The sequence below is a fragment of the Pelodictyon phaeoclathratiforme BU-1 genome, from assembly GCF_000020645.1.
Classification (GTDB): Bacteria; Bacteroidota; Chlorobiia; order Chlorobiales; family Chlorobiaceae; genus Chlorobium; species Chlorobium phaeoclathratiforme.
The window spans coordinates 2,616,662-2,629,568 of record NC_011060.1 but is presented as its reverse complement, the minus strand read 5'-3'; the positions used below and the strand labels follow the sequence as shown (position 1 = coordinate 2,629,568).

Below are 12,907 nucleotides of genomic sequence, written 5' to 3'. Positions count from 1 at the left end.
TTACATGCAGCTACCATGGACACTCAGAAAATCGAAAAAAAAACCGTTACCGTTGATCCGGCGAAACTCAAGCAACTGAACCTGGCTGTCGAAGCCCTTGAAAAACAGTTTGGCAAGGGTGCGATCATGCGCCTTGGTGATGATTCCGCAGGAATGAAGGTGCAGTCGATTTCAACCGGATCGATGACGCTTGATTTTGCACTCGGTGTTGGCGGCTTGCCTCGCGGCAGGGTCACTGAAATTTACGGGCCGGAATCTTCCGGAAAAACCACCCTTGCCCTCCATGTTATTGCTGAGGCACAGAAAGAGGGGGGAATTGCGGCTATCGTTGATGCTGAACATGCCTTCGATCCTACCTATGCCCGAAAACTCGGTGTCGATATCAACGCCCTGCTCATCAGCCAGCCGGAATCGGGCGAGCAGGCGCTTTCAATTGTGGAAACACTGGTCAGGAGCAATGCCATCGATGTGGTGGTGGTCGATTCTGTTGCGGCTCTGGTGCCCCAAGCTGAGCTTGAAGGCGAGATGGGTGACAGTGTGATGGGTCTTCAGGCGCGGCTTATGAGCCAGGCGCTACGCAAACTCACCGGCGCCATCTCAAAATCGAGCTGCGTCTGTATTTTCATCAACCAGCTTCGCGATAAAATTGGGGTCGTCTATGGCAACCCTGAAACAACGACCGGCGGCAAGGCACTGAAATTTTATTCGTCGGTGCGTCTCGATATTCGTAAAATTGCCCAGATCAAGGATGGTGAGGAGATTACCGGGAACCGTACGAGGGTGAAGGTGGTCAAAAACAAGGTTGCCCCTCCCTTCCGTACGGCTGAGTTCGATATTCTGTATGGTGAGGGCATCTCGGCCATGGGTGAATTGATTGATCTGGCCGTTGAGTTCGGTGTGGTGAAAAAAGCCGGTTCATGGTTCAGTTATGGCACCGACAAGCTTGGTCAGGGACGTGAGACCGTCAAGAAGGCGTTGCGTGAAGATTCGGCGCTTTACAGTAAAATTCAGGCGCAGGTCAAAGAGCTGATGAGCGGGCCTGCAGAGATTATTAACGGGTAGGCATGAAAATAGGAACCATTGAGATTGACCGGCCGGTTATTCTTGCGCCGATGGAGGATGTGACCGACCGGGCATTCCGCCAACTCTGCAAGCGTCACGGGGCTGATATAGTTTATACCGAGTTCATCAGTGCCGAAGCGCTGCGCAGGGGAGTTGAAAAGTCGCTCCGCAAGCTGAAAACAGATGAGGTTGAGAGACCCTTTGCCATCCAGATTTTTGGAAGCAGCATCGAGTCGATGGTTGATGCTGCGGTCATTGCTGAAGGGTATTGCCCGGACTATCTCGACATTAATTTTGGATGCCCGACCAAGAAGGTTGCCGGAAAGGGTGCAGGCGCGGCGCTGCTCAGGGAACCGGAGAAGATGACCGCCATTTCCGAAGCGGTTGTCAAGGCGGTTTCCATTCCGGTGACCGTCAAGACACGGATTGGTTGGGATCTTGAATCGATTAATATTTTGGATATTCTGCCACGCCTTGAGGATGTTGGTATTCAGGCTCTGGCGTTGCATGGTCGTACGAGGAGTGAGATGTTCAAGGGGAGGGCGAACCGGGAGTGGATTCGTCAAGTAAAGGAGCAGGCACGCATTCCGGTTATTGCCAATGGCGATATCTGGTCGGCTGAAGATGCTCTTGCCATGTTTGCCGAGACCGGTGCAGATGGAGTGATGATTGGTCGCGGTTCCATAGGCAACCCCTTTATCTTTGAGGCCGCAAAAGAGTTGCTGAAAACCGGCAAGCCGATGCCGCCGCCCGATTTTCGGGCAAGGATTGATGTTGCCATAGAGCATTTGAAGCTCTCCGTGCAGTTCAAAGGCGAAAAATATGGGGTTCTGGAAATGCGCCGCCACTATTCAACTTATCTGAAAGGGCTGCCGATGGTGTCGCGGGTACGCAACAAACTGGTACGCGAAGATGGGTGGGAGCAGGTTATCGATATTCTTCTTGCCTACAAGCAGGAGTGCGAAGGATATGTGATGGAGGGAAAGATTCTTGAGGGCACAGAGTACCTCAATGACCATTCCGATAAACTTTTACTGAATTATCAAGCCAATAATATATAATAAAATATGAGTAGTCAGGATTCTCGCTGCCGAGTGGCGGTACTTGGTGCAACCGGTCTGGTCGGTCGCACGATGATCAAGGTTCTTGAAGAGAGAAATTTTCCTGTAACCGAGCTTGTTCCGCTCGCTTCATCAAGAAGTGTCGGTCAGGTGGTGACCTTCAGGGGCAAAGAGTTCATTATTCGCGAGCCCTCTGCCGAAGCATTCGAGGGAGTTGATATCGCCCTTTTTTCCGCAGGCGCAACAGCGAGTAAAGAGTGGGCAGTCGTTGCGGCCGCTGAAGGAGCGGTTGTCATCGACAATTCATCGGCATTCCGCATGGAGCCCGATGTGCCTCTGGTTGTGCCTGAGGTCAATCCCGAAGCCATTTTCAGGGCAGACGGCACCCCGGAACGGATCATTGCCAATCCCAACTGTTCAACCATCCAGATGGTCGTAGTGCTCAAGCCGCTGCATGACCGCTTCGGTGTCAAACGGGTAGTGGTTTCGACCTACCAGTCAGTCACCGGAAAAGGAAAGATCGGACGCGACGCCCTTGAAAGCGAGTTGGCGGGAGAGAGCCAGGAGCAGTTCACCCATTTTCACCAGATCGCCTTCAACGCCGTGCCGCAGATCGATGCCTTCACCGATAACGGCTACACCAAGGAGGAGATGAAGATGGTCAACGAGACCCGCAAAATCATGGGCGACAAGAGCATGAGCATCTCTCCCACCACTGTGCGCATTCCGGTCTACGGCGGCCACGGCGAATCGCTCAACATCGAGCTTGAGCATGAATTTGATATCGACGACGTGCGTGAACTCCTTCGCACCTCACCCGGCATTATCCTGCAGGACGACCCTTCAGCACGCATCTACCCCATGCCGCTCACCTCATACGAGCGCGACGATGTTTTTGTTGGCAGAATCCGCCGTGACTACTGGCATCCCCAGACTCTCAATATGTGGATTGTCGCCGACAACCTCCGCAAAGGTGCCGCCACCAATGCCGTGCAGATTGCAGAAGTGATTGTCAATCAGAAAAAAGCGTAGATTCTTGTTGCTCGTCTAAAGCCATCAGTGCTTTGCTGATGGCTGAGGTTATTGTCAATCAAAAGAACGCCTGGCGAAAGTAACGGATTGATCGTTGCCAGCTCTTTTTTCTCTGCAAGTAATTTCTTTCCTGGATTGAAAGAGTGTGATGCATGATCTTATGTACTATTCTAAAATTACCGACAGGAGTCGTTATGCAAGCCGTTACAGTGTCACCTACATTTCAGGTTGTTATTCCCCGGCACTTGAGAGAATCCATGCACCTTCGTCCGGGTCAGAAATTACAGGTTGTTGCATATCAAGGGAGAATAGAGCTTATCCCGGATCGTGAAATCTCTGATCTTCGTGGCTTTGTTAGAGGTATCAATACTGATTTTGAGAGAGAAGAAGGGAGAGCATGATCATTGTGGATTCTTCGTGTTGGTTGCAAATCCTCGTCGAAGATCTCAGAAAAGCGCGTCAAGCGTAAGGTTGTCGGGATGCAGCTCCTGCGACCAGGCGTTATCGGTGATGCCGTAGGTTGTGACCATGGTGAGAAAGATGTTTTTTCTTGTTCCTGTTACCTCACGAAAAACAGTTATTTTCTGACGGAGTTTTTTTGCGTATGCGTCGTCGATGGTAAATTCTGACTGTGAAAATTTCATCTCACAAAGATTGATGGAGGCATCACGCCGGTCAAGGAGCAGATCAATCAGCACGCCAGGTAATGATGACTCTCCGGTTGGCTGGTAACGCCACGGGCCTTCGCTGGTTTCGACCATGGCAATGCCCAGGGCCGCCTTTAATGCCCGGACATGCTTGAGGCAAACGGTTTCAAAGGCAAAACCAGCCCACGCGTTTCGTGCCGGATCACTTTGACGCGACAGCCAGTATCCCGCATCGACCTTTTTTTTGCCAAGAGGCTTGATCCATGAAAAGTAAAAGAGGGTGAACTCGTCAGCCAGCCAGTAGAGTGAATCCTGCCCTTTTTTGCCAAAAGGAATCCGCGACTCGATAAATCCGGACTCTTCCAGCTCTTCAAGAATATGGGTAAGTCGTCCACCAGTCGTAATTTTTGCAAAGGTGAGTATCTCATTACGGGTTAAACCTGAACGTTTTTTGCTCAGCAAAGCTACAATCGTCATGTGCAGTTCACTCTCATCAAAAAGCGAGGCATAAAGCTTCTCATATTCATGACGCAGAAGACCTGTCGGTGAAAAACAGACCCGATCAATAATTTGTGCAGCCGACAATCCCGGCTCTGCCTGCATCAGGTAAAAGGGCACCCCACCCATTGCCATAGAGAGTTCAACAATTTGATAACGGGTGAGCTTGATTCCCCTTTTGAGCAGAAACTCCTCTGTTTCCGGAAGTGTAAAGGGAAGAAGGCGGATTTGACGGGTAAGCCGGTTATGAAGCCCACCCTTTGCGCGTACAATATGCTGCAACATCCATGATGCCGCAGAACCGCAAACAATAAGAATCAAATTCCTCTGGCGGGAGCCAAAACTGTTCCAGAAATGCTCCAGGGCCGACAGAAATTTTGAGCGGGGAGTGTTGAGCCAGGGCAATTCATCCAGAAAAAGAACCTGTTTCTTGCCATTTTTTCGCTGAAAAGAAGATTCCAGAAAGCGCTCCAACTGGCTGAACGCTTCTGACCAGGATGAGGGTCTCTTGAGTTCAACAGTTATACCGGTGGCTTTGGCCAGAGATTGGGCGAAATTTGTCAACTGCTCCTCCAGCGATGCCTTGTGCATACCGGTGAGTTCAAAGCAGATCATCTCGCCAAAAAATTCCCTGACCAGCCAGGTTTTTCCGACTCTTCTGCGGCCATAAATCACCATAAACTCAGGCTCCGGAGAGAGCAATACCCGCTCCAGAATCAGTAATTCATCCTTGCGGCCAGAGATGTTTTTTTTGCTCATAACAAGAGTTTCTTGCCCTGGATTTAGTTATCTATCTGGCCAAAGATAGTGAAATGGGCTTGATTTGGCCAAATATAAAAATTTATATCCGGCCAAATGTCGTGAAATTTGGCCACTTTGGCCAGATATAGCGTTCTCTATCTGGCCAAAGTGGCAATCTTTTTCACCGGAACCTGAATCCTGGCAGGCACTGCTGTCCAGAATTTCCGGGATGCTCAGTCAGAAAAAAGTGTAAACCGCTTTTGTTCATCGAGAGCCATCAGTGCGGTGCTGATGGCCTTTACCGCAATTGCTGAGGAGGTGGAAAATTTTTTCAGGTTACTGATGGGGATTGATGGCGGGATGCTGAGTGGTTTCAGTTTCATCGACGTCTCTTTCTGGATTAGCCTCATCATGGTTTTGTCGGCCAGTGAGCCAAAAAGCTGCACTTCGGTTTCCCGGCAGATCGGGTTTTCAACAAGCGCTTTGATGGTGAAGTATTCGCTCTCTTTGCGGTTTTTTACCTGATGACATGAGAATGTTTCTATCCGGCCCTCCCCTGATACTCTGAAGAGGAGATAGTTGTTTTCAATTTCAAGGATTACCTGTCTCTCTCCGGCGAATTTCGAGAGGTGGAGCAGAGGGGGCTGCGGAGTGCCGCTGAAGAGGATACGGCGCGTGGTTGCGAAGTGTTCTGTGGCTCTTCTGCAAGGCTCGGCAGGATAGAAGAGCAATATTTTTTTTTTATGGAGCCCGTTCTGGCTGACGCCATAATCGGTAGAGTCGCAATGGTACTCTTCGGGCTGGTTCAGAAAGTAACCGGCTTCAATTTTGCAGTACTCTTTGCACTTTTCGGTGTCTGCATGGGCGGGAAAAGAGGCTGGAAGGGGGAGGTAATTTTTCGGCCCGAAACAAAGTGCCAGCTCTTCATCAGGCCACACGTTGAGGTGGCTGTCGAGCTTTTTCAGCAGTCGCTTTCCATTGCCTGAGGCAAGGTCATCAAGGCCGAATGGCAGTGTTTTGCAGCCGCTCAGGCTGTAGCTGCCGCCACCGGCTGTTTTCAGCCGTACAATGGCGCACTCCCTGGCGTCGATGGCGCAGGCGATCAGGCTCTTGCTCATTAGTCGAGTATGAAATATTTTTTGAGGGATTCAAGCTTTTTTTTGCCGATACCCTTGACTTCAAGAAATTCCTGGAATTGCTGCACTTTTCCCCCTTTTGTTTTTCTGAATGCAATCAGTCTTTCGGCCATGACGGGTCCGATTCCGGGAATTTTCTGTAACTCCCGGCTGCTGGCTTTATTGAAAGCGATGGTGCCGTTAAAGACTTTTTTGCCTGAAGAGCGGTGCCCTTCGGTTCTCTGTTCAGGTGAAGCATCATCATGCTCTGACTCACTTTCCTGCAAAACATCCTCTTTGACGGTTGCCTGCTGCACATTGGCAAGGGCGATGAGGCTGTCTACCTCCTTTTCATCATATCGGGCAGTTTCAGCTTTTTTGACCAGAAGATCAACCTCTTCTGCCGAACGGATTCCCTTCAGGATGCCTCCAAGCAGCAGAAAGCCCAGAAGAATGGAGACCAAAGAGATCTCCGCCTTGGTGAGGCTGAGTTTCAGCGCCAGTTTTTCGAGTGGGTTCATATGAAGATACGTTTTACCCTGGCAGAAACCGAACAGAGCATTTCGTAGCTGATGGTACCTGCAAGCCCGGCAAGGCTGTCGGCCCCGATGCCCTCCCAGCCAAAGAGCGTGGCGGTGTCTCCAGTTTTGACATCGTGCCGGGTGCCGAGGTCAACCATGATCTGATCCATGGTGACGATGCCGACCTGCGGGTAGGTGTTCCCGTTGATCATGACGGTGGCGCGACCTGACAGGGCTCTTGTATAACCATCGGCGTAGCCTGCGGCTATGGTTGCGATGGAGCGAGGCTCATTGGCAGTCCAGGTTCGATTATAACTGATGGTGGTTCCGGCAGGGACCTTTTTGACAAAAATCACCTTAGCCTCGAACTGCATGACCGGTCTGACATCGAGACGGCAAGGGCTGTTTTTGGTCGGATGGTAACCATAAAGCAGGATGCCGGGTCGCACCATGTCGAGCCAGGATTCTGGCGCAGAGAGGATTGCACCGCTGTTGGCCGCATGTTTGCAGACGGTTTTGCTTGAGGCATGTTCGTATTCCGCCGTGAGTGTTTTAAAGGCGTCAAGCTGTTTGGTTGTGCCTTCGGCTGTAGAGCTGTCGGCAAAATGGGTGTAGATCCCTTTCAGCTCAAGGTGCGGCGAGTGGTCAATTTGCCGGAGGAGTTCCATGGCAACTGCCGGAGGAGTGCCGAGTCGGCCCATACCGGTATCCACTTTGAGCTGTACGGCAATGGTTTTGTTCTCTGCAGCCGCAATCTCTTCTGCACTCTGAAGTGTCAGGCTGTCGCAGAGAGTCATTTCGATGTCATGGTGCAAAAAAAAGGGAATATGGGAGGGAAGCGGAGAGGAGAAGGCGAGAATGTTTGCCGGCTTTTTCAGTGCACCGCCGGTTTTCAGTTCAATGGCTTCATGGATGTTCGCAACACCGAAATCCCTGACTCCCGATTTTTCAAGTGTTTCGGCAACCCGGTGCACGTTATGGCCGTAGGCATTTGCCTTGACGATGCCCATAATACGTGCACTTCCACCCACTCTCTTGCGGATAAGGCTTGTGTTCCAGGCAAGGTTGTCAAGGGAGACAAGCGCTTCTGTCATGTTTTCAGCAAGGGCAATCCCTGCTGAAAAATTCGATTGTATTGCATCCATAATGCGCTTCTTGTTTTGCTGTTGCCGTATTGTCATAAAACTCCGTTCCTGCTCATTCCGTCTCCTCTGCTTGCGGAACTTCCTGTAAAAAAACATATTTTGTCTATGATTTTCAAACCTGAATGGCGCTTATTGTCTCTCTATTTTCAGGATTCAACGTTATCAGGCTGCGTTGTTCATTTTAATTCATTTCTCAGCTACTACCATGTCGAACCACGATATATTCGGGCTTGCCACAGAAACACCGATGGTTTCTGTAAAGCAGATGGCCCGCCAGATCAGCCCGAAGGTCATGGCTAAACTTGAGTACATGAATCCGGCCTGCTCGCACTATTACCGGGTGGCTTCGGCCATTGTCAGGGATGCTGAAGAGCGCAAGCTGATCCATCCGGGCATGACTCTTGTGGACTGGACTTTTGGTAACAGTGGTATTGCCCTTGCCATGGCTGGAGTGAGTCGCGGTTACAAACTGCTGCTGGCAGCTCCTGATAAAATATCGCAGGAGAAGCAGCATATGCTTCGTGCTCTTGGTGCAGAACTGGTCATTACCCCTTCGGATGCTTTGCCCGGAGAAGAGCGCAGTTGCATGAATGTGGCTGAAAGCCTGGAAAGAAGTATCAGCAACTCTTTTTTCACCGGAATGTACAAGAACCCTCTCAGTCTGAAGGTGCACAGAGAAGCTACCGGCAGCGAGATTTATCGCCAGACAGAGGGGCGGGTTACCCATGTTTTTGTGCCAATGGTTTCGGGCGCCATGGTTTTTGGTATCGGTGCGTTTCTGAAAGCAAAGAACCCGAAAATTCAGATTATCGGTGTTGAATCGCAGGGTTCAATTTATGCCTCTCTCTTCAGGGATGGTATGCCCGGAGATCCGGCTCTCTCCGAACTTGAGGAACTTGGCTCCCGGCAGCCATCGGCTTTCTGGGATCCATCGGTTCTTGATGATGTGGTACAGGTGAGCGATTATGATGCTTTCAACTGTGCCAGGGAGCTCTTGCGGATGGAGGCTGTTTTCGGTGGAGGTGCATCGGGTGCAGCGATGGCTGCCGCGCTTCGGGCTGGAGCATCATATGGCCCGGACGACTGTGTGGTTGCGGTGATGAATGATTTTGGCGGCTATTATCTGAGCAAGATGTATCGTGATGAGTGGATGCGTAAGCACGGCTTTTATCGTAAGGTAAAATCGGCTCTTGAGCAGATTACGGCTGAAGATATCCTGCACTTGAAGGTACGCAGGGATCTGATTTTTGCCTATCCGGAAAATACGCTTGCCGAAGTCTTTGAGATGATGAAGCAGAGCGATGTCTCCCAGCTTCCGATCGTATCCTATAACGCTCCGATTGGCAGTATCAGTGAAAACAAGATCCTCTCCATTCTTATAGAAAACGATGATGCCATGAATGCAAAGGTTGTCGGTTTTATGGAGAGGCCTTTTCCGGTATGTCGGCTTGATGCAACGATTTCGGAATTATCCGATAAACTGCAGCAAAGTGCATCCGGAGTGCTGATAAGTTTGTCTGATGGACGCTTGCAATTGCTTACAAAATCAGATCTTATTGATGCATTGACCCATAAGTGAGCGCTGTTGCATTATCTGGTTGTTTTTTTGAAGGGATTTCCTTAATTAAGCACTCCTGAACATTCCTCTTTTTTTTCAGGTGCGATGCACTATATTGCGCCATGAAGCCGGAAACAATTTCGGGGAGGAGAGAAGCGAAAATCCAGACGGCTCTGAGCCGGGTTAACAACCAGCAATATGCTATGAAGGTAGAGTCCAAAAAAAGGCAGTTCATTTTGGAGGGTAAGATCAAGGCTTGCTTCTGTGAAGGATGCGGTCAGATTACAGAGAAGGTCTTTGTCGGCGAATGGATGCCGAGTGACAAGCCGAAAGATGATGATTTGCTGACGGCTGTTGCTGTCAAAAAGCCCAAAGGGGGCAAGAATGGAACGGGAGAGCTGCCGCCTGCAGCCGAAAACCAGTACTGGATTCGCTGTTCCGACTGTAATCAGGTCTATTTGCTCAAGGACTGGCAGATACAGATTGATCGGGAGGTCAGTCCGGGTGAGCTGAAGGTCGAAGAGTGCCAGGTCTACTCCCCGCATGGTATCTACGCCAAGGGAGATGCGCTCTACCATCAGGCCCTTGGAGAGGTTGGGGTGGTCAGAGAAAAACAGGCGACAGGAAGCGGTGCCTTTGTCATTATTGTTGAATTTTGCAAAAGTGGCAAAAAACAGCTCCTTGAAAATGTGCAGATGAACCCTGCGAATGGAAAAAATTCAGAAAGTGTTACAGATCTCATTAAACTAAAGCTTAGACGTTGATCTTTTAAAAGGGGGTGAATTTACATTGGTTAGTGTGCAGATAAATGATAATGAATCGATCGATAAAATGCTGAAACGCTTCAAGAAGAAGTACGAGCGTGCAGGTGTTTTAAAGGAGTTTCGTGCAAACGCATACTTTGTTAAACCTTCGGTGGATGGTCGTTTGAAGCGTTCGAGAAGCAGGCGCAGGGCGCAGAGGGCAAATGAAGAACGCAATTCATGATCATTCCGGTCGAAACAGTTATGCTCAGGCAGCTCCTTCACGGGAGTTGCTTTTTTTTTGTCAACACCAATCCAGCGACTCATGAGAGTGTTCAAAGGTGAAGTAACAGCATTACCGCCCGATAAATCGATCTCCCATCGTGCGGCGCTTATCGGTGCGTTGTCGGAAGGCACTACAGAGATTATGAATTTTTCCGGCGGATTTGATAATCAGTCAACCCTTGGTGTGCTGAAAGATGCCGGTATCACGCTTCGGCAGGAGCTGCTTGAAGGTGCTGATGGTCGCACTGTCCGGCAGGTCATAATCGAATCAAAAGGGTTATGGAGTTTTCAGCCACCCTCTGCTCCGCTGATGTGCAATAATTCAGGAAGTACCATGCGCATGTTTGCCGGCATTCTTGCTGCCCAGCCCTTTGCCAGCGAGTTGATTGGCGACAGTTCATTGATGAAGCGGCCCATGAAAAGGGTGGCCGACCCTTTGCGGCAGATGGGCGCCGATCTGCAGCTTTCGCCTTCCGGAACAGCGCCGATTTGCATCAAGGGAAGCAAAGAGCTGAAGCCGATCAACTACCGTTTACCGGTTCCTTCTGCGCAGGTGAAGTCACTGGTGGCTTTTGCCGCTCTTCATGCTGACGGAGAATCGAGGATTATTGAGTCCGTGCGTTCGCGTGACCATACCGAAGTGATGCTCGGTCTCGACAGTTTTGAGCAGGATGGCGAACGGGTTATTGTGGTGCCGGGCAGAAAAACAGTTGCGGCAAAACCCTTCTATATTCCTGCAGATCCTTCCGCCGCCTGCTTTATCGTTGCACTTGGTCTGCTTGCCCGAGGTTCGGAAATTATCATCAGGGATGTTTGTCTCAATCCGACACGTGCGGCGTTTCTCAATATTCTGACTGATGCCGGGGCTTGTTTGACGATTGAAAACCAGCGGGTGATCGGTGGCGAAACAATCGGGGACATTCTTGTCGAAAACCATGCGGCTCTTGAACCCCTTCTGATCACTGACCCGCAACTTGTTGCCTTTATCATTGATGAAATACCGATGCTTGCGGTTCTTTCTGCCTTTGCTTCAGGCCGGTTTGAGCTGCATAATGCTGCCGAGCTAAGAACGAAAGAGAGTGACCGGATCGATGCTCTTGTGGTCAATCTTCAGCGTCTTGGTTTTGATTGTGAGCAGTATCCAGACGGTTTCGTGGTCAAGGGGCGCAGGATAACCCCGTCAGGAACGGTGGTGATCGACAGTTTTGATGATCACAGGATTGCCATGAGCTTTGCCATTGCGGGCAAGGCTACAGGTTGCCCTATTGATCTCTCTGATATTGATGTGGTAGGTGTTTCGTTTCCGAACTTTTTTGACCTGCTTGACAGCCTTCAGGTTTGAGCAGGAAGAAGAGGAGTGAGGTCAGGAGCGCCTGACCTCCTCGATATGGGCAAGCAGCGCACGGTTAAATGCCTCAGGTTGCTCCATATTTGAGATATGCCCGGCACCGGCGAGAAGATGGAGCTTTGAGTGCGGAATAAGGGAGTGTATGCTTTCGGCTGTTTCCGGTGTGGTGAGCTTGTCCTCCTTTCCGTTCAGCACGAGAACCGGGCAGTGGATGGTGGCAAGGAGCGGGGTTGCATCGGAACGTAACAGAATGGCCTGCATGGCACTGTTTATGACCGTGGCGGACTGATCTCGTATCATTGCAGAAACCTCTGCAACAAGCTCTCTGTTCATGGCGCCGGTTTCGGGGGTAAAATAGTTCGGCACCATGCGCCTTTCTGCCTCTCCGGCCCCATCAGTTTCTACTGCCCTGATGAACTCTTTCCGCGCCGAACTGGCTGCGGGAGTATCGGCTTCAGCCCTGGTGTCGCACAGAACCAGCGATACGGTTTTGTCGGGGTAAAGTCGGAAAAACTCAAAAGCCTGATATCCACCCATCGACAGACCGACAACGGTTACACGCTTAACCCTCAGTGATGCAAGAAGTTTTGCCAGTTCATGGCTGTAATCGGTAAACGTCCAATCCAGCCTCTCCACGGAGCCTTCGATACCATAGGCGTTCGGCGCGATGACCGCATAACCGGCATTGCCAAGAGCATCAAGCTGGGGTTGCCACATGGCGGAAGAGAGCGGAAAGGCGTGCAACAACAGGATGGCATCTTTTTCAATGCTCTCCTCACTCAGGTTTACGCTGCGGAATGTGAGCATCAATCAGTTTTCCTTGCTTTTGGGATATCCTTTGATCTCACGGATAATGCTGTTGGCCTCATTGAGAATTTTTTTTGCTTCGTCACGGGCGGTATCGATGATCTCCTGAGAGCGAGTTTTCGCCTCGTTGCTGTAAACGCCATCTTGCTCACTGCTCTGGTAAAGATCGGAGGCCTTGTCGAACGCATGTTTGACTGTCCCCGAAATAATCTGCTGGGTCTCTCTTCCTTTATGCGGAGCGAAAAGCAATCCCATAATGGTACCGGCAGTTGCGCCAAGCACGGCGCCGAAGAAGAGTCCCTTGTAAAACTTGTCCTGCTGTTCCATAGTGCAATAGTGTTTTG

At 50.5% G+C, this 12,907-nt stretch carries 14 protein-coding genes; 8 read left to right on the top strand and 6 right to left on the bottom strand.

The window, feature by feature from the left end; translation table 11 throughout:
- Positions 1 to 15 precede the first annotated feature (15 nt).
- The 4 genes from recA to PPHA_RS12585 all read left to right on the top strand — a co-directional run bounded on the left by recA (position 16) and on the right by PPHA_RS12585 (position 3,556).
- Positions 16 to 1,062, top strand: a complete 1,047-nt coding sequence (gene recA / locus PPHA_RS12600; protein WP_012509196.1) for a recombinase RecA — start codon at positions 16 to 18, stop codon at positions 1,060 to 1,062.
- 2 nt (positions 1,063 to 1,064) lie between these two features.
- Complete coding sequence (gene dusB / locus PPHA_RS12595; protein ID WP_012509195.1) at positions 1,065 to 2,123, top strand: tRNA dihydrouridine synthase DusB; 1,059 nt, start codon at positions 1,065 to 1,067, stop codon at positions 2,121 to 2,123.
- A 6-nt stretch (positions 2,124 to 2,129) separates the two neighbouring features.
- Complete coding sequence (locus PPHA_RS12590; protein WP_012509194.1) at positions 2,130 to 3,155, top strand: aspartate-semialdehyde dehydrogenase; 1,026 nt, start codon at positions 2,130 to 2,132, stop codon at positions 3,153 to 3,155.
- A gap of 194 nt (positions 3,156 to 3,349) precedes the next feature.
- Positions 3,350 to 3,556, top strand: coding sequence for an AbrB/MazE/SpoVT family DNA-binding domain-containing protein (locus PPHA_RS12585; protein ID WP_012509193.1), 207 nt, complete (start codon positions 3,350 to 3,352; stop codon positions 3,554 to 3,556).
- Positions 3,557 to 3,601: 45 nt separating this feature from the next.
- Here PPHA_RS12585 and PPHA_RS12580 read toward each other — a convergent pair whose 3' ends face one another.
- The 4 genes from PPHA_RS12580 to alr all read right to left on the bottom strand — a co-directional run bounded on the left by PPHA_RS12580 (position 3,602) and on the right by alr (position 7,822).
- Positions 3,602 to 5,059, bottom strand: a complete 1,458-nt coding sequence (locus tag PPHA_RS12580) for an AAA family ATPase (protein WP_012509192.1) — start codon at positions 5,057 to 5,059, stop codon at positions 3,602 to 3,604.
- Positions 5,060 to 5,274: 215 nt separating this feature from the next.
- Positions 5,275 to 6,159 carry a hypothetical protein gene (locus PPHA_RS12575; RefSeq protein WP_012509191.1) on the bottom strand — a complete coding sequence of 295 codons (885 nt, stop codon included), beginning with the start codon at positions 6,157 to 6,159 and terminating at the stop codon, positions 5,275 to 5,277.
- A complete protein-coding gene (locus tag PPHA_RS12570; RefSeq protein WP_012509190.1) occupies positions 6,159 to 6,677 on the bottom strand; it encodes a ComEA family DNA-binding protein in 519 nt (172 codons plus the stop codon). Before PPHA_RS12570 ends, PPHA_RS12575 begins: the two co-directional genes overlap by 1 nt.
- Complete coding sequence (gene alr / locus PPHA_RS12565; RefSeq protein ID WP_223293927.1) at positions 6,674 to 7,822, bottom strand: alanine racemase; 1,149 nt, start codon at positions 7,820 to 7,822, stop codon at positions 6,674 to 6,676. The genes PPHA_RS12570 and alr overlap by 4 nt, the downstream gene beginning before the upstream one ends.
- A 205-nt stretch (positions 7,823 to 8,027) precedes the next feature.
- Here alr and PPHA_RS12560 point away from each other — a divergent pair, with 205 nt between their 5' ends.
- The 4 genes from PPHA_RS12560 (at position 8,028) to aroA (ending at position 11,750) form a co-directional block, all read left to right on the top strand.
- The gene (locus PPHA_RS12560) at positions 8,028 to 9,401 is read left to right on the top strand and encodes a pyridoxal-phosphate dependent enzyme (protein ID WP_012509188.1); all 1,374 of its coding nucleotides are present in this window, start codon (positions 8,028 to 8,030) and stop codon (positions 9,399 to 9,401) included.
- Between the two features lie 182 nt (positions 9,402 to 9,583).
- The gene (locus tag PPHA_RS12555) at positions 9,584 to 10,144 is read left to right on the top strand and encodes a hypothetical protein (RefSeq protein WP_012509187.1); all 561 of its coding nucleotides are present in this window, start codon (positions 9,584 to 9,586) and stop codon (positions 10,142 to 10,144) included.
- A 25-nt stretch (positions 10,145 to 10,169) separates the two neighbouring features.
- Positions 10,170 to 10,367, top strand: a complete 198-nt coding sequence (gene rpsU / locus PPHA_RS15295) for a 30S ribosomal protein S21 (RefSeq protein WP_012509186.1) — start codon at positions 10,170 to 10,172, stop codon at positions 10,365 to 10,367.
- 81 nt (positions 10,368 to 10,448) lie between these two features.
- Positions 10,449 to 11,750: a 3-phosphoshikimate 1-carboxyvinyltransferase gene (gene aroA / locus PPHA_RS12545; protein ID WP_012509185.1), complete on the top strand. Its 1,302-nt coding sequence runs from the start codon at positions 10,449 to 10,451 to the stop codon at positions 11,748 to 11,750.
- A 21-nt stretch (positions 11,751 to 11,771) separates the two neighbouring features.
- On the opposite strand, the gene PPHA_RS12540 is transcribed toward aroA, so the two are convergent.
- Positions 11,772 to 12,563 carry an alpha/beta fold hydrolase gene (locus PPHA_RS12540; protein ID WP_012509184.1) on the bottom strand — a complete coding sequence of 264 codons (792 nt, stop codon included), beginning with the start codon at positions 12,561 to 12,563 and terminating at the stop codon, positions 11,772 to 11,774.
- A 3-nt stretch (positions 12,564 to 12,566) separates the two neighbouring features.
- Positions 12,567 to 12,890 carry a YtxH domain-containing protein gene (locus tag PPHA_RS12535; protein ID WP_012509183.1) on the bottom strand — a complete coding sequence of 108 codons (324 nt, stop codon included), beginning with the start codon at positions 12,888 to 12,890 and terminating at the stop codon, positions 12,567 to 12,569.
- Positions 12,891 to 12,907: the final 17 nt, after the last annotated feature.